Genomic DNA, 20,156 nt, shown 5'->3' with positions numbered 1-20,156 from the left:
GTCGCGACCGTGACCAGCATGTTCGAGGACTACGAATCCGGCATGGGCGCGGCGTACGACGAGATGTACGCCCCGGGCACGGCCCTGCGCACGCCGTACAGCCAGCTCCAGCCCGGCCTGCAGGAGATGGGCCAGGCGGAGCTGCAGAGCCGGGTGGAGGCCCTGCAGTCCAGCTACCTGGACCAGGGCGTCACCTTCGACATCGGCGGCGAGGAGCGGGCCTTCCCGCTCGACGTCCTCCCCCGGGTGATCGAGATGGACCAGTGGGCCACCGTCGAGGCCGGCGTGCAGCAGCGGGTCGCGACGCTCGAGCGCTTCCTGGCCGACGTGTACGACGCCGGGCAGGTCCTCCAGGACGGCATCGTGCCCCGTCACGTCGTCACCACCTCGAGTCACTTCCACCGCGCCGCCGCCGGGATCGAGCCGCCCAACGGGGTGCGCATTCACGTCAGCGGGATCGACCTGATCCGCGACGACCAGGGCGAGTTCCGCGTGCTGGAGGACAACGTGCGGGTCCCCTCGGGGGTGTCGTACGTGATGACCAACCGCCGCGCCATCGCCGCCGCCCTGCCCGAGACCTTCGCCCAGCACCGGATCCGCCCCGTCGCCGGCTACCCCCAGAAGCTGCTCACGGCCCTGCGCGCGGCCGCCCCGGCCGGTGTCACCGACCCCAACGTCGTGGTGCTCACCCCGGGTGTCTTCAACGGCGCCTACTTCGAGCACGCGCTGCTCGCCCGCACGATGGGCGTCGAGCTGGTCGAGGGTCGCGACCTGGAGTGCCGTCGCGGCCGGGTGATGATGCGCACGACCCAGGGCCTGGAGCCGGTGCACGTGATCTACCGGCGCGTGGACGACGAGTTCCTCGACCCGGTGCACTTCCGCAGCACCTCGCTGCTCGGCTGCTCGGGCCTGCTCAACGCCGCCCGTGCCGGCAACGTCACCATCGCCAACGCCGTGGGCAACGGGGTCGCCGACGACAAGCTGATCTACACCTACCTGCCCGACCTGGTGCGCTACTACCTGGGCGAGGAGCCGGTGCTCAAGAACGTCGACACCTGGCGCCTGGGCGACGCCGACCACCGCGAGGAGGTCATGGACCGCCTCGACGAGCTGGTCCTCAAGCCGGTCGACGGCTCGGGCGGTAAGGGCATCGTGATCGGCCCCCAGGCCACCCGCGCCGAGCTCGACGAGCTGCGCACCAAGGTAGTGGAGGACCCCCGCAGCTGGATCGCCCAGCCGGTGATCCAGCTGAGCACCGTGCCGACGTACGTCGACGGCATGATGCGTCCGCGCCACGTCGACCTGCGGCCCTTCGCGGTCAACGACGGCAACCGCGTCTGGGTGCTCCCCGGTGGCCTCACCCGGGTCGCCCTGGGCGAGGGCGAGCTGATCGTGAACTCCTCGCGCGGCGGCGGGTCCAAGGACACCTGGGTCCTGGCCGGGCACCACCGCCAGGTGCAGCGCACCGAGCCGCAGCGGGTCGAGGTCCACTCCACGCCGCAGGACGTCGGCCCCGCGCTGGACTCGTTCTCCAGCCAGCACGACCAGCAGCAGCAACAGCAGCAGGACCAGGTCTCGAGCGGGAAGCAGGTGGCGTCGTGCTGAGCCGGATCGCGGAGTCGCTGTTCTGGATCGGGCGCTACGTCGAGCGGGCGGAGGACACCGCGCGCATCCTCGACGTGCAGACCCAGCTGATCCTCGAGGACCCAGGTGTCGACGAGGAGGCGACCTGCCGCACCCTGCTCTCGATCATGGGCGTCGACGTCGACGTCGCCGCCGACTCCCCGATGAACACCCAGCACGTGCTGCGGGTCCTGGCCTACGACACCGGGTCGAACGCGTCGATCGCGGCGACCCTGGCCGCCGCGCGCGAGAGCGCGAGACGGGCGCGCGAGACCCTCTCGACCTCGATGTGGGAGGCGCTCAACACGACCTATCGGGCGGTCCCCTCGGGGCACTTCCGCTCCATGCGTCCGCCGGTCGCCTTCCGTTGGGTGCGCGACCGTGCGGCCCAGGTCAACGGCATCGCCGAGGCCACGATGACCCGCGACGAGGGCTACCAGTTCCTGGTGCTGGGCCGCTCCATCGAGCGGGCCGACATGACCTCGCGGCTGGTGGCCACCGCCGCCCTGACCTCGGGGTCGGCCTGGGGCACCTCGCTGCGGGCCTGCGGCGCCTACGAGGCGTTCCTGCGCACCTACAAGGGCCTGGAGACCGAGCGGGGGGCCGCGGAGTTCCTGCTCCTGGACCGGCTGTTCCCGCGCTCGGTGGTCTTCGGCCTGAGCCGCGCCGAGCGCTGCCTGGAGAGCCTGGAGTCCGGTGGCACCCGCGCCGGCGTGCAGAACGAGGCCCAGCGCCTGCTGGGCCGCACCCGCGCGGAGCTGGAGTACCGCTCCCTGAGCGACTTCGTCTCCGAGCTCCCCGCGGAGATGGAGCGCCTGCAGCGCACCTGCGCGCTGGCGACCGACGCGATCACCCGGCGCTACTTCGCCGGGGCCGAGGCGACCGAGTGGCACGGAGTCCGTTCATGAGCATGCAGCTGCGCATCGCGCACACCACCGGTTTCGAGTACGCCGGCCGGGCCAACACCTCGTTCAACGAGGCGCGCCTGACGCCGCAGACCCAGCCGGGCCAGATCGTGGTGCACTCCCGCGTGGAGGTCTCCCCGACCCCGTGGACCTACACCTACCGCGACTACTGGGGCTCCCAGGTCACGGCGTTCGAGGTCCTCGACCCGCACACCTCGTTGACGGTCACCGCGACCGCCACGGTGCAGACCGACCGCAGCCCGGCGGGCCCGGCCGTGCTCACCTGGGAGCAGCTGCGCGACTTCCGCACCGCCGACACCCACACGGAGTACCTCTCGCTCTCCGACCGGGTGCGCCCGACCGACGACCTCGTCGCGGCGGCCCGCGACATCGCCGCCGCCAGCGAGGTGCCGGGCGAGGCGGCGCGCGAGATCTGCGCGCTGGTCCACCGCGAGGTCAAGTACGTCTCCGGCTCCACCAGCGTCGACGCGTTCGCGGCCCACTCCTGGACCTCGCGCAGCGGCGTGTGCCAGGACATGGCGCACATCGCGATCGGCGCCATGCGCTCGGTCGGCATCCCCACGCGCTACGTCTCGGGCTACCTGCACCCGCGCGTCGACCCCGCGATCGGGGAGTCGGCCAAGGGCGAGTCGCACGCGTGGATCGAGTGGTGGGACGAGGGGTGGCGCGGGTTCGACCCGACCAACGACACCGAGCCCGGCGACCGGCACGTGATCACCGCGACCGGGCGCGACTACAACGACGTCAAGCCGCTGGCCGGGATCTTCTCCGGCTCCGGCACCTCGCGGATGTTCGTCGACGTGCAGGTCACGCGCCTGCAGTAGGAACGCTGCTGCGCATGAGGGGCCCCGGGTGCGGACGGGCTGGCTCGTAGGCCGGGTTCTGTTCGCCGGGGCGCCTCACGACGCCCCGGTTGGCGACCATCCATCTCGGGTGGCCGTTGCCGACCACCTCCAGCGACCTACCCGCGAGCTCGGGCGGACCACCCTCGAGCACTCGCTGTTCGGTCTTGCTCCAGGTGGGGTTTGCCGAGCCGCGACGGTCACCCGCCGCGCTGGTGGTCTCTTGCACCACCGTTTCACCCTTGCCTCCCCGGCTGGGCCGGGAGGGCGGTCTGTTCTCTGTGGCACTGATCCCGCGGGTCGCCCCGGGTGGGTGTTGCCCACCACCTCGTCCTGTGGAGCCCGGACCTTCCTCGACGGGGATCGCTCCCCGACGCGGTCGCCCGGCCAGCCCGTCCGCTCGACCCAGGATAGGGCACGCAGCCCTGGCGAATCGCCGCCAGAACGGTCCGTTATGACCATTTTCATGGGGTTCCGCCACGCCTGTCGGTCCTCGCGCCTACCGTTGATCTCGGAGGGGACATCCATGAACGCACCGACAGGCGACGGCGTGCTGCCCGCACCTCGTCCCGACAGCGTGGTCGGCCTTCGCCTGCCCGACGCGCTGACCGAGAACCTGCAGCTGATCGCCGACGGCGTGGTCGCCGTGGCCGGCTTCGCGGCTGCCGCGATCCGCATCCGCCGAGGTGAGGACCTGGTCCTCGTCGTCGACACCGGACGGCCCGAGGAGATCGGCTCGCGGCTGCCCGTGCACCTGATGACGAGCGAGCTCGACCGCGCCGAGCACTGGGGCACCCTGCGCTTCGTCCCCCACGAGATCGCCACCGCCGCCGAGGAGGGCGACGGCTGGATCGTCCCCGAGGGCACCCCGAGCGACGCCCCTGACGCCTGGCACCCCGAGGACATGCTGGTCGCCCCGCTGCACGACGAGCAGGGGGTCCTGCGCGGCACCCTGGCCATCGACGAGCCGGTGGACGGACGGCGCCCCGGACCCGAGCGCCGCCAGGTGCTCCAGCGGTTCGCCGGGCTGGCCTCCCGGTCGGTCCTGTCCGCGGTCGAGCGCGAGGCGCTCGCCGCCCAGGTGGCGATGGCTGAGACCGTGAAGTCCATCGTCCGCACCACCAGCGCCCAGCTCAGCCTGGCCGGTCTGCTGGAGGCCAGCGAGCGCACCCTGCTCGAGGGCTTCGGGGCCGAGCGCGTGTGGATCAAGACGGTCCGCGACGCCGAGACCTCGCAGGCGGTGTTCCTGCCCGACGACCTCAGCGCCAGCCTGCCCCCGGAGATCGTCGCCTTCGCCGAGCGCGCGGCCGCCTTCTGCTGGCACGAGCAGGCGGTGATGACCGTCGGACGCGGCCTGCCGCTGCCGCGGCGCATGGCCCGCCGGCACTTCGACCACGTCGTGTCCCTCGTGGAGGGCATGGGGATGGCCTCGCTGGTCTTCGTGCCCCTGGGCGCGGGCCCGGAGGTGATGGGCAGCCTGGTCCTGATGCGCAGCGACGCCGGTCGCGCCTGGACCTCGGTGGAGTGCGACGCCCTGCTCGACATCGGGCACGACCTCGGCCGCGCCACCCTCAACGCCCGCACCTTCGAGCGTGAGCACGCGCTGGTCACCGAGCTCCAGGCGCTGGACAGCTACAAGAGCCAGCTGATCGCCACGGTCTCCCACGAGCTCAAGAGCCCCCTGACCACCGTCGCCGGGCACCTGGAGATGCTGCGCACCGGCGACGTCGACATCTCCGAGGAGGCGCTGGAGTCCCTGACCGCGATCGACCGGGCGTCGCGTCGGATGTCCCGGGTGATCGAGGACCTCCTGATGCTGCGTCGCGTCGGGGAGGCCCAGCAGCCGTTCCGCCCCGTCGTGGTGGACCTGCGCACCCTGGTCGACGACGCCCTCGCGCTGACGGCCGTCTCCTCGCAGGCCAAGTCCCTCGACGTCGGCGTCGTGCCCGCCGTCGGCCCCGCCCTGGTGCTGGGCGAGCCCGCCGACCTCGACACCGTCGTGGTGAACCTGGTCAGCAACGCCGTCAAGTACACCCCGCCGGGCCGTCGGGTCGAGCTCGCCGTCCGCACGGCCGGCGACCAGGTGGTCCTCGAGGTCCGCGACCAGGGCCTGGGGATCTCCGAGTCCGACCGGGCGCAGCTGTTCACCGAGTTCTTCCGCTCCACCAACCCCGCGGCCGTCGAGCAGCCCGGCACGGGCCTCGGCCTGGTCATCGTCAAGCGGATCGTGGAGCGGCACGGGGGCAGCATCGAGGTGGTCTCCGAGCTGGGGTCGGGCAGCACCTTCTCGGTGACGCTGCCGGCCGCCGAGGCGGCCCGTGGTGCGGCCGTGATCCCCCCGCCGCGATCGGTGCAGGACGAGCAGCGGGCCGCGCGACCCGCACGGGCGGTCTGACCCGGCCTCCTGCTCAGAGCTCGAAGCGGACCCGGCGGGTCGTCGGGTCGGCCTCGCGCAGCACGACCGTCGCGCTCTCCCCCACCGGGAGCTTCGACCGGGAGCGCACGGACGCCTCCACCGCGGGATCGCGCAGCATCACGGTCCCGCGCCGGCCGTCCTCCTGGGCCTCCAGGACCACCGCCTCGAAGCTCTCCCCGACCCGCCGCTGGAGCGTCATGGCCTCGACCAGGTCCAGGACGGCCCGCTCGTAGGCGCCCGCCCGCCGACCCGAGGCCTGCATCTCCGCCGGCAGCTGCGGCAGCGCCTCGCGCGCCCACGACGGCACCGGGGTGCCCGCGCAGATCGCGGCGCAGACCTCCAGGCCGAAGCGGTCCACCAGGCGTCGCAGCGGCGCCGTCACGTGGGCGTACGGCGAGGCGAGCGCCGCGTGCTCGAGCTGGTCGGGGAGCTCGCCGTCGAACGCGGCGTACGCCGCTCCGCGCAGCAGCGTGGTCGCCGCGACCACCATCGCCGCGTCGGCCGGCCTGGTCGGGTCGAGCGTGCGGATGAGGTCGGCGTGGCCCACCTCGGCCGGCCAGTCGATCCCCAGCGCCCGCGCCGTGCGCCGCAGCCGGTCCACCGCGCCGTCGGGGGCCGGCGGGAGCGTGCGCAGCACGCCGACCCGGTGCTCGATCATCATCGCGGCCGCGGCGAACCCGGTCAGCAGCGAGATCTGGGCGTTCCACGACTCGACGGGGAGCATCGCGCGGTACTCCAGCCGGGCGCGCCCGTCCTGGATCCCCACCTCCTGGGCCGGCATGGGCAGCGACACCCCGCCCCGGGCCGCCTCCTGGGCGATCCGGAGCTCGCCCACCTCGCGCAGCAGCGTGAGCGTGCCACCCCCGACGGCCGCCGGTGTGCCGGTCGAGGCCCCGGCCGCCAGGCCCGCGTCGACGGCCGCGTAGTCCAGGCGGGCGCGCGAGCGCACCCGGGCCCGCTCGACCGTGGCCGAGGTGGTCGCCCCGGCGGCGTCGAGCGTGATCGTCCAGAGGAACGCCGGGCGCAGCTGGTCGGGCAGCAGGGAGGCGGCGCCGGCGCTGAGCACCTTCGGGTGCAGCGGCACCAGGCTGTCGGCGCCGTACAGGGACTCCCCGCGCCGGTGGGCCTCGAGGTCGACCGGGTCCCCGGCCGTCACGAAGGCCGCGACGTCGGCGATCGCGTAGTGCACGACGTAGCCCGTGCCGTCGCGCTCGAGGTGCATCGCCTGGTCGAGATCCATCGACCCCACCGGGTCGATGGTCACCAGCTCCAGCGAGGTCCGGTCGAGGTCGGGCAGCCGGGGCGAGGCCGCAGCCTGCTCGGCGGCGGCCAGCACCTCGGGTGGGAAGTCCGGGCTCACCTCGAGCTCGGCCTGGATGGCGGTGATCCCGCGGGCGAGGTCGCTCGCGGCCACCCCGTCGTCGATCGCCCCGACCTTGAGCACCCGAGATCCCACGTCGTCCTCCTCCGCCCGGCGCGGGACGTCCCGCGCCTGGGCTCACCCTAGGGCCGGTGGCCGACGGGGCGCGGCGGCCGCGTCACTGCGGCCTCTAGGGTGACCCGGTGCTGATCCTGCTGCCGCCCTCGGAGGGCAAGTCGGTCCCCCGTCGGGGCAAGCCGTTGGACCTCGAGACACTCGCCTTCCCCGAGCTGACGGCACCGCGCCGCGACGTCGTCTCGACCCTGGAGGCGCTGGCGCGCGACAGGCCCGAGGAGGCCGCGCGGGTCCTGGGTCTCGGGCCCTCGCAGGCCGACGCCGTCGCACGCGACGCCCGGCTCACCGCGCTGCCCACGGCCCGGGCGGACGTCGTCTACACCGGCGTCCTCTACGACCACCTCGACGTGGCGGGCCTGGACGCGGCGGCCCGGCGCCGGGCCTCGCGGTGGCTCGCGGTGCAGTCGTCCCTGCTCGGGCTGGTGCGACCCGGGGACCGGATCCCCTCCTACCGGCTCTCCGGCGACACCGCCCTGCCGGGGCTGGGGACCGTGTCCGGCCACTGGCGGGCGGCCCTGGACCCCGTGGTCGTCGAGGCGGCCGGCTCCGGCCTGGTCGTGGACCTGCGCTCCTCGACGTACGCCGCGTTCTGGCGCCCGTCGGTCGACCTCGCGCCCCGGGTGGCCGCCGTCCGCGTCCTCCAGCAGGTCGGTGACCGGCGCACGGTGGTCAGCCACTTCAACAAGGCCACCAAGGGCCGCCTGACCCGGGCGCTGCTCGAGCACGGCGTCGCGCCGCGCACGCCGACCGCGCTGGCGGAGGCGTGGCGCGACCTCGGGTGGACCGTGGAGGAGGCCGGCGCCGGACGCCACGGCGTGGCCCTCGACGTCGTCGTCGAGGACCTGTGAGCCGCGCGGCCTAGTTGGGGATCTCGACGCCGGGGCGCAGGCCCGACTCGGGGGTGCGCACCAGGATCCGGTCGCACTCCTCGCACCGCACCACGTCGTCCTCGGGACGCTTGGTGATCGCGCCCAGGTCCGAGGCGTTCAGGGTGAGGCGGCAGCCGCCGCACTCGCGGCGCCGCAGGGCCGCGGCGCCGACGCCGCCCTTGTGGGCGCGCAGCCGCTCGTAGAGGGCGACCAGGTCCTCGGGCAGGCCCTGGGCCGCGGCGAACCGGTCGGCCTGCACGGTCTCCAGCTCGGTCTGGAGGTCGCCGGCCTTCTGCTCCAGCGCGGAGGCCAGCCCGGCGTCCTGCTCGTCGAGGGCGGCGAGCTCGTCGGAGCGCTCCCGCAGCGCCGCCTCGGTCGACTCCAGCTTCTCCATGACCTCGATCTCGACGTCCTCGAGGGAGGAGATCCGGCGGTTCAGCGACTCCAGCTCGCCCACCATCCGCTCGAGCGCCTTGGGGTCCTTGACCTCGCCGCGGTCGACCATCCCCTGGTCGCGGGTGCGCCGGGTCTTGACCTGCTCGACGTCGGCGTCGGCGCGCTTCTGCTCCCGCGTGAGGTCGTCGACCTCGATCCGCAGGTCGCGGACCTGGTTCTGCACCACCGTGCGTCGTGCCGCCAGCTCCCGGCGGGCCGCGGTCTCGGGGATCGAGCCGAGGCGGTGGTTCAGGGAGTCGATGCGCGAGTCGAGCTCCTGGACCTCCAGCAGCTGCATCTGGACGGACGGGTCGGCTTTCACCAGGGGACTCCTACGAGACGCGGGGCCGGGCGGTGGGCCCGGACGGACGGGGTGGCGCGGGGATGGTCCGGGACGGGGGTGGCTACACCCGGAAGGTCCACGGATCGGTGACGATCGTGCTCACGTGGACCTCCACCGTATCTCCCCACGCGTCCTCCAGACGACGCCGGAGCACCGGCAGCCAGGTGCTCTCGGCGGCCCAGTGCGCGACGTCGACCAGGGCGGGCGCTCCGGCCTCGCCGGGTCGGGCGACCGCGGCGTGCTCCCGCAGCTCCGAGGCGGGGTGGTGACGCAGGTCGGAGGTCAGGTAGACGTCGACCCCCTCCGCCCGGGCGCGGTCGAGCAGGAAGTCGCCGGCACCGCCGCACAGGCCGACGCGCTCGACGCGCTGGTCGGGGTCGCCCGCGACGCGCACGCCGTGGGCGCTGGCGGGCAGGACCCGTCCGACGTGCTCGGCGAACTCCCGCAGGGTGACGGATCGCTCGAGGCGCCCCACCCGTCCCGAGCCGCGGTCGGGCTCCCCCCGGGCGACGTCAGCGTCCGGCTCCAGGGGGCGCACGTCGACGAGCCCCAGCGCGAGCGCCAGCGACTCCGAGACGCCACCGACGGGTGAGTCGGCGTTGGTGTGCGCGGCGAGGAGCGCGCACCCGCCGCGAACGAGGTCGTGGACCAGCCGTCCCTTCGGGCCGGTCGTCGGCACCCCGTGGACGCCCTTGAGCAGGAGCGGGTGGTGGGTCACCAGGAGCTGCGCCCCGGCCTCCAGGGCCTCCGACACGGTGGCGCACGTCGGGTCGACCGCGAGGTGGACGCGACGCACCTCCTCGGCCGGGTCGCCGCAGACCAGACCGACGGCGTCCCAGTCGTCGGCGTGCTCCGGCGGGTACCACTCCTCGAGCAGCGCGGTCACGTCTCCCAGGGTCGGCATGCCCCGGAGGCTAGTCCACGCCGTCAGTTGACCTGGCGGTCGCGATCGGCCCAGTAGGGCTGGCGCAGCTTGAACTTCTGCAGCTTGCCGGTCGCCGTGCGCGCGAGCACCTCGCGGAACTCCACCGAGGAGGGCGCCTTGTAGCGCGCGACCTTGCCCTTGACGTAGTCGATGAGCTCGGCCTCGGTGAGCTCCGAGCCCTCGGTGCGCACCACGAGCGCCTTGATGGTCTCCCCCCACTTGTCGTCGGGTACGCCGATCACGGCGACCTCGGCGACGTCGGGGTGGGAGAAGATCGCGTCCTCGACCTCGATTGAGGAGACGTTCTCGCCCCCGGTGATGATCACGTCCTTCTTGCGGTCCGAGATGGTCAGGTAGCCGTCGTCGCCCACGACGCCGCCGTCCCCGGTGTGGAACCAGCCGTCGGCCAGCGCCGCCGCGGTCTCCTCCGGCTGCTCCCAGTAGCCGGCCAGGACGGTGTTGGAGCGGGCGAGCACCTCGCCGGACTCCGAGACCCGCAGGGTGGCACCCAGGGCCGGCTGGCCGGCGCGCACCAGGCGCGTCGCCCGCTCCTGGGGGTCCAGGTCGTCCCACTCGGAGCGGGTGCGGTTGACGGTGAGCAGCGGGGAGGTCTCGGTGAGGCCGTAGATCTGGATGAACTCCCAGCCCAGCTCCTCCTCCACGCGGGCCACGGTGCGGGTGGGCGGCGGTGCGCCCGCGACGATGATCCGCACCCGGTCGCGGCCGGGGATCTCGCCCTCCCAGCTCTCGGCGGCCTCCAGGACCGAGGCGACCACCGCCGGGGCCGCGCACATCACGGTCACGCCGTGGCGCTCCACCCGGCGCAGGATCTCGGCGCCGTCGATCTTGCGGATCACCACGTGGGCCGCCCCGACGCCGGTGGCCACGAACGGCCAGCCCCAGCCGTTGGCGTGGAACATCGGCAGCGTGTGCAGGTAGACGTCGCGGTCGGTGACCCCGGCGTGCAGCCCGAAGGTGACCGCGTTGGTCCAGATGTTGCGGTGGGTGATCTGCACGCCCTTGGGCCGCGCGGTGGTGCCGGAGGTGTAGTTGATCGTCGCGGTGGCGTTCTCGTCAGGCTCCCACGCCACGGGCTCGACGCCCTCGAGGTACATGTCCCGGTCGTCCCCGATCACGAAGACGTGCTCGCACTCGACCTGCTCGAGGACCTCGGTGAGCTCGGGGTCGACGTACAGCACCCGGGCTCCGGAGTGCTCCACGATGTAGGAGATCTCGGCCACCGAGAGCCGGAAGTTGATCGGGACCAGGACGCGTCCGCTGCCGATGACACCGAAGAACGAGGTGAGCAGCCGCGCGCTGTTGTGCGAGACGTAGGCGACCCGGTCCCCCACCCCGATGCCGAGCTCGTCGAGCTTGGCGGCCTGGGCCCGCGCCAGCTCCCCCATCCGGGCGTAGGTCACCTCCCCGAGCGAGGTCGCCGGCTGCTGCGGCTCGTCGACCACGCCGGTGCGGTCGCGGTAGACGGCGAGCGCCCGGTCCAGGAAGTCGTTGACGGAGAACGGCACGATCACGGGTGTGACCTCCTTCACTCGGGGTTGGGTGCACCCTAGCGAGCCCCGCCGCGCGACGACATCCTCGCTGCTCGCGCCAGGGCCGCGCCCCCGCCGGCCCGGGCACGGCCGGGGATGGGGCGCGAACGCGGACTCAGCCGTCGATCTCGGCGAGATGTGCGCACCCAGGCGCCCGCCGACCCGCAGCACCTGCGCGAAGGCCTCCACCATGTCCTCCCTCCGACCGCACCGGTCAGGGAGTGGGCGCAGAGGGGGTCGAAGCCCCGACCACCTCGTCGTAAATGATGCCGCGTTACGCATTGTGCATGGTCGCCTTGGGGCGCCTGTCTCAGACCGGGAACTGCCGCGCGATCGCGGACCGGTACGCGGCACGGGTGGCGCGAAGGCGCTGCATCTCGCGGACCTGATGGGCCCCCACGGGGCGAGGCGGATGATGGGCAGCCGATGGGGATCTCGTTCTCGTCTAGGCCGTGGGCGTGGGGCCAGTCGCGGACCGCGGTCGCGACGTCGGGAGGGAGTAACTGTAGGCCCTTGCGCACGACCAGAACCCGGCCATCGGGGCTGACGGTGACCGGTAGCGGTGGCCGAACTCGCGAGCGGACGACTTCCGGGGATTCGTGGTCACGGTCGAACAACCTCGCGGTCTCGGTGGTGTCGACTACGTTCAAGCCGCACTGTCGACCGCACGAAGGGATCACTCGGGTGACTCAAAACATTGCCGAGTTGTTGGCCAGCCTGTTGCGAACCCTGCGAGTGCCTCCAAACACTTATGCCCAGTCCGCTCATGGGTTTGGGGGCATGGATGACCTGAACGCATGGCGTGTGCACACGCACGCCCTCAACCTTGTCAGGCAGGTCGACGAGACGATCGATCAACTCGAAATGCGAGGCGTCTCTGTAGAAGTCTTTCGTGATTCCCTGCCATATTGGTACGCCGGCGTCGGTTTCGCGACTACGCCGTGGGACACCGTCGAGAACCGGGCCCGGCCTGCGATTGAGGACACCCACCTGAACATGCTGCGGGCATTCGCGTCGGTGGTCGCTGGCCGGGAAGCCTTGTCAATCGGTGAGGACGAGGTGCAGTCGCTTCGTGACACTCTGGAAGACGCGGCCAGGACGATCGCAGAGGACGACGCCCTCCCGCTCGAGGCCAAGGCGTACATGCTGGGCCTGGTCAAGCGTGCGATCTTCCTGCTCGATCACTTGGACAAGTACGGCCCCGAGGCTGTCCGCGACGTTGCGCTGCAACTCGGCGGGGCTCTGTTTACCCGAGCCGAGGCCGAGGCCGAAGGCTCTGACGCGCAGGAAAAATTCCGGGGTCTGGGTGGCAAGTTGGCCAACGCGGTGATGACGTCGAGCATCAGCGAGATCGTGAAGCAGATCGGCCCCCATGTGTCGAAGGCCATTGAGCAGGGGAACCTCTAACCGCACGGGGTTGGGTTCAGTACGGCTAAGCTGGTTAACCATCTGCCGCTCATGCCGACGCCTCGGCGAGCTGCGCGAGGACCCAGTCGACGACGTCTTGCGCGGGGCTCCACAACCCGAGCCCGGCGCCGCGAGCCCCCAGATCCGCCACATCGGCTTCCCGATCTTCTTCCGGGGCGCGGTCACCCGCCTGGGCGACTACACCGTCAACGCCGTGCACACCGTCACCCCGGCCAGGCCGTGGACGACGACTGGGTCACCTACCGCGAAGCCGCCCGCCAGCTGGGCCGCACCGACAAGGCCGTACTCGCGCGCATCCACCGCGACCTGCTCCCCGCCACCGGGGTCGGCCGCCGGTGGTGGATCCGCCAGGACCAGCTGACCCTCATCGAGGCCGGGCGCCTAGGCACCAAGACCAAGCGCATCTGACCTATCGACACCCGGTGACACGCTCGAGCACGTTGCCACCGCTCCGACGGTGGCCGCCCCGGCAGGGGGGCGCGGTGACTAGTCTGTGCCGGTGACCACGATGCATCCAGGCGATCGCCACTACAGGAACCAGACCCTGCGGATCCCTGACCTAGCCGTGGTCGACGACGTAATCCGAGACGTCATCTTCGAAAATTGCATCCTTGAGGGACCAGCTGTACTGGTGATGCTCGGCGACGGCGTCATGAAGGACTGCACATTCGACGGCATCCCGGACGCGGACACATTGATCTGGGAGATCCCTCCGGAGCGGCACATGGTGTCTGGCGCGATCGTGATGATCAACTGCCAGCTGCTGGGCTGCCGAATCCGGCGTATCGGCCTCGGTATCCGCAGCGCCGACATCGAGGCCACGCGCCGCGGCTTTGGCAGCTAGATCGAGGCCAATTCGTCGATTGCCAGAGCGGAGCTCGGGCGAAAGGTGACCCGCGAGTACGTCACGGTGGAGGCGGTGAGCTGGAACGCCTCAGCAGATGCACGGTCGCGAGCAGTTTCGAAGGCGGCTCGCACGTCGGCCGGGTTCTCGTCCTCTTCGAAGAACTCGAGTGCCTCTTCACGGTTCATCATGGTCTCCTGCCCCTTCATCGTTGATGCTACGCCTCGTAGCAACTGCCGAGCGCCCACTCGTCGCCGAGGGGACTTTCAACAGGGTACAGAACGATTAAGCACGTTTTGCCCGTTATTGCTTGTTCGGTCAGCGCCCGCCACCCACGCTCGGGATGCTCGTCCCACCAGCACGCAAGCCCAGGCTGGCACACCAGGACGTCCCGAACGTCGTCGTAGGCGATGTGGTGAGAGTTCAGGATCTTCTCCTTGGTGCGGTCGCTGGCGTACAGCTCGGCAACCCACAGCGACGGCACGCCGGGCACTCTACGCAAGTCGAAATGCATCACGACCGACAGCGCAGCCGAACTGTCGCCCCGGGTGGCAGCCTCGCGCTCACGGCCCACCCCTCCGTTATTGTCTACTCCCCCGCCAACCGCCCCGACTGCGCGGTCCAGCCCGACGGGGATGGGCGGCACCATCGGGGCCTACATCGCGCCCATGGGGTCGGTGTCGATCTCTGCTTCGGTGAGGCACCAGGTGAAGAACTGCTTGAGGCCGCCCCACCGGGTCTTCACGGTGGGGCGGCGGCCGGTGTGGGCGAGTTCGACGAGCCAGGTGCGGATGTGGGTGGCGGTGATCTGGTCGGGCATGAGGTCGGGGTGGTGCTGGTTGAGCCATCGGTCGAAGAGCCGCATGGACTCGAGGTAGCCCTCGATGGTGCGGGGGGACTTGTTCTCGGACTCCAGGGCGAGGGTCCAGGAGTCGATGAGGGGGTGCAGCTTCGTCACGGGCTGGCTCCGTTAGGTGGTCTGTGAGCGTTGTGCATCGAACCGATGTTCGACGGCAGCACCGACAAGACGACGAAACCGCAGGTCAGAGACCTACTGGTGGGCGCAGAGGGGATCGAACCCCCGACCACCTCGTTGTAAGCGAGGGGCTCTACCGCTGAGCTATACGCCCCGGACCCGGAGCGAGGCTCACGGGCGGGCACAGACTACGGGAGGTGGGTCGGGGCGACCAAGCACCGTCGGACCCCGGCACCGACCCCGGACGTGAAAGTCGCGCCGCTGGCGTCTCGGGTCACCAGCGGCGCGACATGAGAAGTATGGCTGGCGGAAACCCGCCAATCAAGCAGTTGAACACGAAATAGTCCCAAAGGACTACATCAGGCGTGCTCGGCGAGGGCCCGGGCGTGCTGGTCGAGGTCGCGCGCCTCCATCAGCTCGTTGTGCACCGACCACCGCACCACGCCCTCGCGGTCGAGGACGAACGACGAGCGGGTGGCGCTCCCGGTGCGGTCGTCGAACACGCCGTACGCCGAGGCGACCGCGCCGTGGGGCCAGAAGTCGCTCAGCAGCGGGAAGAACAGGGCGTCCCGGTCGGCCAGCGCCCGCTGGGCGTAGAGCGGGTCGCAGCTGATCGCCACCAGGGTCGAGGTGGCGGTCTCGAAGTCCCCGAGCCGGTCCCGGAAGCCGAGCAGCTCGCCGGTGCACACGCCGCTGAACGCGAACGGGTAGAAGACCACCAGGGCGGCCTTGCCCCGGGCCACCTCGGACAGCGTCACCTCGGCGCCGTGCTGGTCGCGCAGGGTGAAGTCGGGAGCGCGCTCGCCGATCGACGGTCCCGCCAGGCAGCGGGTGACCGCGTCCGCGCGGCCGGCGATGATCGAGCTCATGCCGCCATGGTGACAGCCCGCGCGAGGCCGTACGACATCAGTCCTCGCCGTCGCTCCCCGAGGCCTCGTCGTCGGACCCGGAGTCGTCGGAGCCGGCGCCCGGGTTGCCGTCCTCGTCGTAGTCCTTGAGGTCCTTCTTGAGCACCTTGCCGGTCGCGTTGCGCGGCAGCTCGTCGAGGAAGACGATCTCGCGCGGCACCTTGTAGCGCGCGAGGTTCTCCTTGACGTGGCCCTTGAGGGTGTCCTCGTCGACGTCGCCGTCCTTGACCACGAAGGCCCGCAGCCGCTTGCCGAAGTCCTCGTCGTCGACACCGATGGCCGCGACGTCGGAGACGTTCTCGTGGCGCGAGAGGCAGTCCTCGACCTCCTTGGGGAAGACGTTCTCGCCGCCGGAGACGATCATCTCGTCGTCGCGGCCCTCGACGAACAGGCGTCCCTCCTCGTCGAAGCGACCCACGTCGCCCGAGGACATCAGGCCGTCGATCATGTCCTTCTTCTCGTCGGTGTCACCGGTGTAGCCGCCGAAGAGCATGGTGTTGCCGACGAAGATCCGGCCCGACTCGCCCGCGGCGACCTCCTGGCCGTCCTCGTCGTAGATCTTCACCACGGTGTTGTACGGCGGCTTGCCGGCCGTCCCGGGCGCCTCACGCATGTCGCGCGGCTGGGCGATCGTGGCCCAGGCGACCTCGGTCGAGCCGTAGGTGTTGTAAAGGTTCTCCCCGAAGGCGTCCATCCAGTCGGTGGCGAGGTCGCCGGGAAGCGCCGAGCCGGACGCCGCGACCACGCGGAGGGTGGAGAAGTCGCCCTGGCGGTCCTCCTCCGGGAGCTTCATGATCCGCTGCATCATCACCGGGATCACGACCATCGCGTCGCAGTCGTGCTCCCGCACGGTCTTCAGCGCGCCGGCCGGGTCGAACTTGCGGGTGAGCACCAGGGTGGAGCCGAGCAGCATCGCCAGGTTGAGGTGCGCCCAGCCCCAGGTGTGGAACAGCGGCGCCGCGATGTACGTCGTCCCGCCGGTCTTGAGCGGCATCTTCGAGAGCAGCGCCACCGCGCCGTCCAGGCCCGACTCGCCCCGGGGAGCGCCCTTGGGCGTCCCGGTCGTGCCGGAGGTCAGGATCACCGGGCGGGTGGTGTGCTCGGGCACCGGGAGCGGCTTGGTGCTGCCCGACTTCACGAGGTCCTCGACCAGGGTGCTGTCCCCCGCGTCGCCGTCGTGCCAGCCCAGGACGCGGGTGACCTCGATGCCGGACTTGTCCACCAGCTCGGTGAACTCCTCGTCGAAGACGATCGCCGCGGGCTTCTCGCGCTCGCAGACCTCGCCGAGCTGCGGCGCCGAGAACGCGGTGTTGAGGTAGAGGATGTCCGCGCCGAGCTTCGACAGGGCCGTCGAGACGTCGACGAAGTAGCGGTGGTTGCGGCACAGGACCGCGACGCTGTCGCCCTCCCCCACGCCGAGCTCCTTGAGCCCGTGCGCCAGGCGGGTGGCCCGGTCGTCGATCTGGGACCAGGTGAGCTCGCCGAGCTCGTCGATCAGCCCGACCTCGTCGGGGGACCGGACGGCGAGCGCCTGGATGCCGCCCGCGAACCCGATGCCTCGGGTGTAGAGCGCCTTGCCGATGCCGGCCAGCGTGGTCGGGCCGTAGGGCCGGATCACCCCGGACTCCGCCATCACCTTGACGAGACGAGCTTGACGAAGGGCCTGCGTGGTGAGCTGGCGGAACATCGGTCGGGGGCCTCCTGCGGCAGTGGGTCAGCGACTCTTGGGTGCGACGAGCCTCGTGCCCGTCCAGTCTTCACCTACAGGAACGGTCGTCGTGGTGGAAAGTCCCGCGATCGGCGCAGATTCGGCCACGTCGGAGGGATCCACGGCGCCGGGACGACCCACCTTGGGGCTCACCAGCCAGATCGCACCGCCCCGGACCAGGTCGGTCAGGGCGTCCACGAGGGTGTCGACGAGGTCGCCGTCGCCGTCGCGCCACCACAGCCACACCGCGTCCACGACGTCGCCGTGCTCGCCGTCGACGAGGTCGGAGTCGATCGCGTCCTCGAGGGCGCGTCGTACGTCGTCGTCGACGTCGTCGTCCCAGCCGAGCTCCTGCACGACCATGCCGGCCTTCAATCCCAGCCGGTCTCCCAGCTGGACGTCCGCGCCGCCTGCGCTCGGGCTCACCTGTCCGCCTCCATCAAGTCGTCTCACGTGCGATGTGTCGTGCTCTCGGGGCCGTCGGCCCCCAGGTCCCCCGCTGCTGCGAGGGACCACCGTGCCCGTAGTCCACCGGGTTACGCCGTACGACGCAAGCCCGACCCGCGAGCGTCCAGCATCCGTCACCGCCCTGTGACCTCCGGCGGAGCCGGCGGGGCCGCCCGGCGGGGCAGGCGGGAACCCGCCTCCGCCGCCGCCACGGGACCGGGGACGGGCGGCACCGTCGACCGCTACGCTCCCGGTCCGGGTGGTCGGCACCCGGGGCCGGCACGGCCCGCCGGCACACGACGGGCCGGGACGCTGGGGGGCGCGCGATGACGGTGTTCCTCGTGCTCGGTGTCGCCGGGCTGCTCCTGCTGGCCGTCTCGCTGGTGGTCGGCGACCTCTTCGAGGGCGTCCTGGGCTCCCTGGACGCCCTGGTCGGCGACGCCTTCTCCAGCGCGGTCCTGGGCGGCTTCGTCTCGGCCCTCGGGTTCGGCGCCGCCCTGGCCCAGGCGCTCGGCGCGCCCCTGGGGGTCTCGCTCGGCGTCGGCGCGGTCGCCGGCGTCGCGCTGGGCTGGCTCGCCGCCTGGCTCACCCGCGTGGTCCGCGACTCCGGCAGCGACGGGACGCTCGTGGCCGACGACGTCCTGGGCCGCGAGGGTCGCGTCGTGAGCGCGGTGCCCGAGGAGGGCTACGGGACCGTGCAGGTGCTGGTGGGCGGGCACGTCGTACGCCTCAACGCCCGGGCCGACCTGCCGATGGCCGCCGGAACCCCGGTGCACGTCACCTCGGTGCTCTCCCCCACCGCCGTCACCGTCGCGCCGCTCTAGCCCGCTCCGACCACCTGCACCGATCCCCACCCACCGAAAGGCCACCCGTGCCCGGTTACCTGCCCCCGCTCCTCGGCTTCGTCGTGCTGCTGCTGCTCCTGGTGCTGCTGATCACCAGCCGCTACAAGGTCGCCGGGCCCAACCAGGCGTTCATCGTCACCGGGCGCAAGGGCAAGGCGGTGCTCAACCCCGAGACGGGCGCGCTCTCGACGGACCTGTCGGGGCAGAAGGTCATCCTGGGCGGCGGCACCTTCGTGGTGCCGTTCGTGCAGAAGCTCGCGACGATGGACCTCTCCAGCCGCCGGATCTCAGTGCAGATCCGCGGGGCGGTCTCCGGGCAGGGCATCAAGCTCAACGTCGAGGGCGTCGCGATCGTCAAGGTCGGCGGCAACGCCGACCAGATCCGGCTGGCCGCGCAGCGCTTCCTGTCCCAGCAGCAGGACGTCGAGCCCTTCACCCAGGAGGTGCTGGCCGGTGCGCTGCGCTCCATCGTCGGAGGCCTGACGGTCGAGCAGATCATCCGCGACCGCGCCGCCTTCGCCCAGCGCGTCGCCGACGAGTCGGAGAACTCCCTGACCGGCCAGGGACTGATCCTGGACACCTTCCAGATCCAGGACGTCACCGACGACGGCAGCTACCTCGCCGACCTCGGCCGGCCCGAGGCCGCCCGGATCGGCCAGGCGGCCTCCATCGCCGAGGCCAACGCCCGCCAGGCCGCCGAGCAGGCGCGGATCAAGGCCGAGGAGGAGATCGCGATCTCCCAGCGGACCCTGGCGCTGAAGCAGGCCGAGATCAAGGCCGAGACCGACGCCGCCTCCGCCCAGGCGGCCGCCGCCGGGCCCCTGCGCCAGGCCGACCGCGACCAGGCGATCCTGCTCGAGCAGGAGAAGGTCGCCGTGCGCCAGGCGGCGCTGACCGAGCGCCAGCTCGAGACCCAGGTGCGCAAGCCCGCCGACGCCGCCCGCTACAAGGTCGAGCAGGAGGCCGAGGCCAACCGGACCGCCGAGATCGCCGGCGCCGAGGCCCGCAAGGCCGCCTCGATCGCCGCGGCCCAGGCCCGCGCCGAGGAGGCCCGCCTGTCGGGTGAGGCCGAGAAGTCCCAGCGCACCGCCCTGGCCGAGGCCGAGGCCGTCGAGGGACAGCGGCGCGGCGAGGCCGAGCGGTCACGCCGCGTCGCCGAGGCCGAGGCGACCCGCGCGGAGGGCGAGGCCCAGGCCGCCGCCACCCTGGCCATCGGCCAGGCCGAGGCGGAGGCGATGGAGAAGCGCGCCGAGGCGTTCGCCAACTACAACGAGGCCGCGGTGCTGCAGATGCTGATCGAGGTGCTGCCCCGGATCGCCAAGGAGGTCGCCGCCCCGATGGCCGCGATCGACCAGCTCACGGTCCTGTCCACCGACGGCGCCGGCGCGCTGCCCAAGCAGGTCACCGACAACGTGGTGCAGACGCTGTCCATGCTCCGCACCACGACCGGTCTCGACCTCGAGGGGTTGATCAAGCGGACCGTGGACGGCGCGGTGGCCGGACCTACCCGTGAGTAAATTCTCACCTGCGCAGGACGGTGGCAGAGTTGAGCCCGTGAGCGACTCAGACAAGGCTT

20 protein-coding genes, 1 tRNA gene and 1 other RNA gene are annotated in these 20,156 nt (G+C 71.7%); 10 read left to right on the top strand and 12 right to left on the bottom strand.

Translation table 11 applies throughout. From position 1 onward, the window contains the following. Positions 1–18: 18 nt before the first annotated feature. Genes ACYVDA_RS05920 through ACYVDA_RS05910 form a run of 3 tightly spaced genes read left to right on the top strand, consistent with a single transcriptional unit; the run spans position 19 to position 3,373 of the window. Entirely contained in the window at positions 19–1,605 is a 1,587-nt protein-coding gene (locus tag ACYVDA_RS05920; RefSeq protein WP_460816132.1) for a circularly permuted type 2 ATP-grasp protein, read from the top strand. After that, positions 1,599–2,531, top strand: coding sequence for an alpha-E domain-containing protein (locus tag ACYVDA_RS05915; protein ID WP_460815947.1), 933 nt, complete (start codon positions 1,599–1,601; stop codon positions 2,529–2,531). Before ACYVDA_RS05920 ends, ACYVDA_RS05915 begins: the two co-directional genes overlap by 7 nt. Beyond that, positions 2,528–3,373 carry a transglutaminase family protein gene (locus ACYVDA_RS05910; protein ID WP_460815945.1) on the top strand — a complete coding sequence of 282 codons (846 nt, stop codon included), beginning with the start codon at positions 2,528–2,530 and terminating at the stop codon, positions 3,371–3,373. Before ACYVDA_RS05915 ends, ACYVDA_RS05910 begins: the two co-directional genes overlap by 4 nt. Before the next feature lie 31 nt (positions 3,374–3,404). On the opposite strand, the gene rnpB is transcribed toward ACYVDA_RS05910, so the two are convergent. Further along, positions 3,405–3,786: RNase P RNA component class A (gene rnpB / locus ACYVDA_RS05905), an RNA gene on the bottom strand. Positions 3,787–3,917: 131 nt separating this feature from the next. Between rnpB and ACYVDA_RS05900 the strand changes: the two genes are divergently transcribed. Continuing rightward, positions 3,918–5,786, top strand: coding sequence for a sensor histidine kinase (locus ACYVDA_RS05900; protein WP_460815942.1), 1,869 nt, complete (start codon positions 3,918–3,920; stop codon positions 5,784–5,786). A gap of 13 nt (positions 5,787–5,799) precedes the next feature. On the opposite strand, the gene ACYVDA_RS05895 is transcribed toward ACYVDA_RS05900, so the two are convergent. Next, positions 5,800–7,263 (bottom strand): RNB domain-containing ribonuclease, encoded by a 1,464-nt coding sequence (locus ACYVDA_RS05895; protein ID WP_460815940.1) that lies wholly within the window; start codon positions 7,261–7,263, stop codon positions 5,800–5,802. Between the two features lie 107 nt (positions 7,264–7,370). On the opposite strand from ACYVDA_RS05895, the gene yaaA reads away from it, so the two are divergent. After that, entirely contained in the window at positions 7,371–8,150 is a 780-nt protein-coding gene (gene yaaA / locus ACYVDA_RS05890) for a peroxide stress protein YaaA (RefSeq protein WP_460815938.1), read from the top strand. A 10-nt stretch (positions 8,151–8,160) separates the two neighbouring features. Here yaaA and ACYVDA_RS05885 read toward each other — a convergent pair whose 3' ends face one another. The 3 genes from ACYVDA_RS05885 to ACYVDA_RS05875 form a co-directional block, all read right to left on the bottom strand. Then, the gene (locus tag ACYVDA_RS05885; RefSeq protein ID WP_460815936.1) at positions 8,161–8,928 is read right to left on the bottom strand and encodes a zinc ribbon domain-containing protein; all 768 of its coding nucleotides are present in this window, start codon (positions 8,926–8,928) and stop codon (positions 8,161–8,163) included. 82 nt (positions 8,929–9,010) lie between these two features. Further along, a complete protein-coding gene (locus tag ACYVDA_RS05880; protein WP_460815933.1) occupies positions 9,011–9,853 on the bottom strand; it encodes a Nif3-like dinuclear metal center hexameric protein in 843 nt (280 codons plus the stop codon). Between the two features lie 23 nt (positions 9,854–9,876). Further along, positions 9,877–11,406, bottom strand: coding sequence for an AMP-binding protein (locus tag ACYVDA_RS05875; protein ID WP_460815931.1), 1,530 nt, complete (start codon positions 11,404–11,406; stop codon positions 9,877–9,879). Between the two features lie 798 nt (positions 11,407–12,204). On the opposite strand from ACYVDA_RS05875, the gene ACYVDA_RS05870 reads away from it, so the two are divergent. The 3 genes from ACYVDA_RS05870 (at position 12,205) to ACYVDA_RS05860 (ending at position 13,696) form a co-directional block, all read left to right on the top strand. Beyond that, positions 12,205–12,831, top strand: a complete 627-nt coding sequence (locus ACYVDA_RS05870) for a hypothetical protein (RefSeq protein WP_460815928.1) — start codon at positions 12,205–12,207, stop codon at positions 12,829–12,831. Positions 12,832–13,071: 240 nt separating this feature from the next. Continuing rightward, the gene (locus ACYVDA_RS05865; protein ID WP_460815926.1) at positions 13,072–13,260 is read left to right on the top strand and encodes a hypothetical protein; all 189 of its coding nucleotides are present in this window, start codon (positions 13,072–13,074) and stop codon (positions 13,258–13,260) included. Between the two features lie 91 nt (positions 13,261–13,351). Then, complete coding sequence (locus tag ACYVDA_RS05860; RefSeq protein WP_460815924.1) at positions 13,352–13,696, top strand: hypothetical protein; 345 nt, start codon at positions 13,352–13,354, stop codon at positions 13,694–13,696. Here ACYVDA_RS05860 and ACYVDA_RS05855 read toward each other — a convergent pair. From ACYVDA_RS05855 to ACYVDA_RS05825, 7 genes are all read right to left on the bottom strand, one after another. Then, positions 13,693–13,905 carry a hypothetical protein gene (locus ACYVDA_RS05855; protein WP_460815922.1) on the bottom strand — a complete coding sequence of 71 codons (213 nt, stop codon included), beginning with the start codon at positions 13,903–13,905 and terminating at the stop codon, positions 13,693–13,695. The two genes, ACYVDA_RS05860 and ACYVDA_RS05855, sit on opposite strands and share 4 nt — an antisense overlap. A gap of 8 nt (positions 13,906–13,913) precedes the next feature. Further along, positions 13,914–14,270, bottom strand: a complete 357-nt coding sequence (locus ACYVDA_RS05850; protein ID WP_460815919.1) for a hypothetical protein — start codon at positions 14,268–14,270, stop codon at positions 13,914–13,916. A gap of 81 nt (positions 14,271–14,351) precedes the next feature. Continuing rightward, positions 14,352–14,654, bottom strand: a complete 303-nt coding sequence (locus ACYVDA_RS05845) for a phage integrase N-terminal SAM-like domain-containing protein (RefSeq protein WP_460815917.1) — start codon at positions 14,652–14,654, stop codon at positions 14,352–14,354. Between the two features lie 97 nt (positions 14,655–14,751). After that, a tRNA-Val gene (locus tag ACYVDA_RS05840) sits at positions 14,752–14,826 on the bottom strand. A gap of 205 nt (positions 14,827–15,031) precedes the next feature. Next, the gene (locus ACYVDA_RS05835; protein WP_460815915.1) at positions 15,032–15,541 is read right to left on the bottom strand and encodes a peroxiredoxin; all 510 of its coding nucleotides are present in this window, start codon (positions 15,539–15,541) and stop codon (positions 15,032–15,034) included. A 37-nt stretch (positions 15,542–15,578) separates the two neighbouring features. Beyond that, entirely contained in the window at positions 15,579–17,267 is a 1,689-nt protein-coding gene (locus ACYVDA_RS05830; protein WP_460815913.1) for an AMP-binding protein, read from the bottom strand. 27 nt (positions 17,268–17,294) lie between these two features. Continuing rightward, a complete protein-coding gene (locus ACYVDA_RS05825; RefSeq protein ID WP_460815911.1) occupies positions 17,295–17,714 on the bottom strand; it encodes a DUF3052 domain-containing protein in 420 nt (139 codons plus the stop codon). Between the two features lie 347 nt (positions 17,715–18,061). Here ACYVDA_RS05825 and ACYVDA_RS05820 point away from each other — a divergent pair, with 347 nt between their 5' ends. Both ACYVDA_RS05820 and ACYVDA_RS05815 read left to right on the top strand, forming a co-directional pair. Then, on the top strand, positions 18,062–18,559 hold the full coding sequence (locus ACYVDA_RS05820) for an NfeD family protein (RefSeq protein WP_460815909.1): 498 nt from the start codon (positions 18,062–18,064) through the stop codon (positions 18,557–18,559). Positions 18,560–18,606: 47 nt separating this feature from the next. Continuing rightward, positions 18,607–20,097 carry a flotillin family protein gene (locus ACYVDA_RS05815; RefSeq protein ID WP_460815907.1) on the top strand — a complete coding sequence of 497 codons (1,491 nt, stop codon included), beginning with the start codon at positions 18,607–18,609 and terminating at the stop codon, positions 20,095–20,097. Positions 20,098–20,156: the final 59 nt, after the last annotated feature.

The sequence above is a fragment of the Nocardioides korecus genome, from assembly GCF_054778395.1.
This window is presented reverse-complemented; position numbering and strand designations above follow the sequence as displayed.

Coding starts and splice junctions, on each gene's coding strand:
- ACYVDA_RS05920 (WP_460816132.1), top strand. CDS start 19: ATGTTCGAGGACTACGAATCCGGCATGGGCGCGGCGTACGACGAGATG.
- ACYVDA_RS05910 (WP_460815945.1), top strand. CDS start 2,528: ATGAGCATGCAGCTGCGCATCGCGCACACCACCGGTTTCGAGTACGCC.
- ACYVDA_RS05900 (WP_460815942.1), top strand. CDS start 3,918: ATGAACGCACCGACAGGCGACGGCGTGCTGCCCGCACCTCGTCCCGAC.
- ACYVDA_RS05880 (WP_460815933.1), bottom strand. CDS start 9,853: ATGCCGACCCTGGGAGACGTGACCGCGCTGCTCGAGGAGTGGTACCCG.
- ACYVDA_RS05870 (WP_460815928.1), top strand. CDS start 12,205: ATGGATGACCTGAACGCATGGCGTGTGCACACGCACGCCCTCAACCTT.
- ACYVDA_RS05855 (WP_460815922.1), bottom strand. CDS start 13,905: ATGAAGGGGCAGGAGACCATGATGAACCGTGAAGAGGCACTCGAGTTC.
- ACYVDA_RS05835 (WP_460815915.1), bottom strand. CDS start 15,541: ATGAGCTCGATCATCGCCGGCCGCGCGGACGCGGTCACCCGCTGCCTG.
- ACYVDA_RS05830 (WP_460815913.1), bottom strand. CDS start 17,267: ATGTTCCGCCAGCTCACCACGCAGGCCCTTCGTCAAGCTCGTCTCGTC.
- ACYVDA_RS05820 (WP_460815909.1), top strand. CDS start 18,062: ATGACGGTGTTCCTCGTGCTCGGTGTCGCCGGGCTGCTCCTGCTGGCC.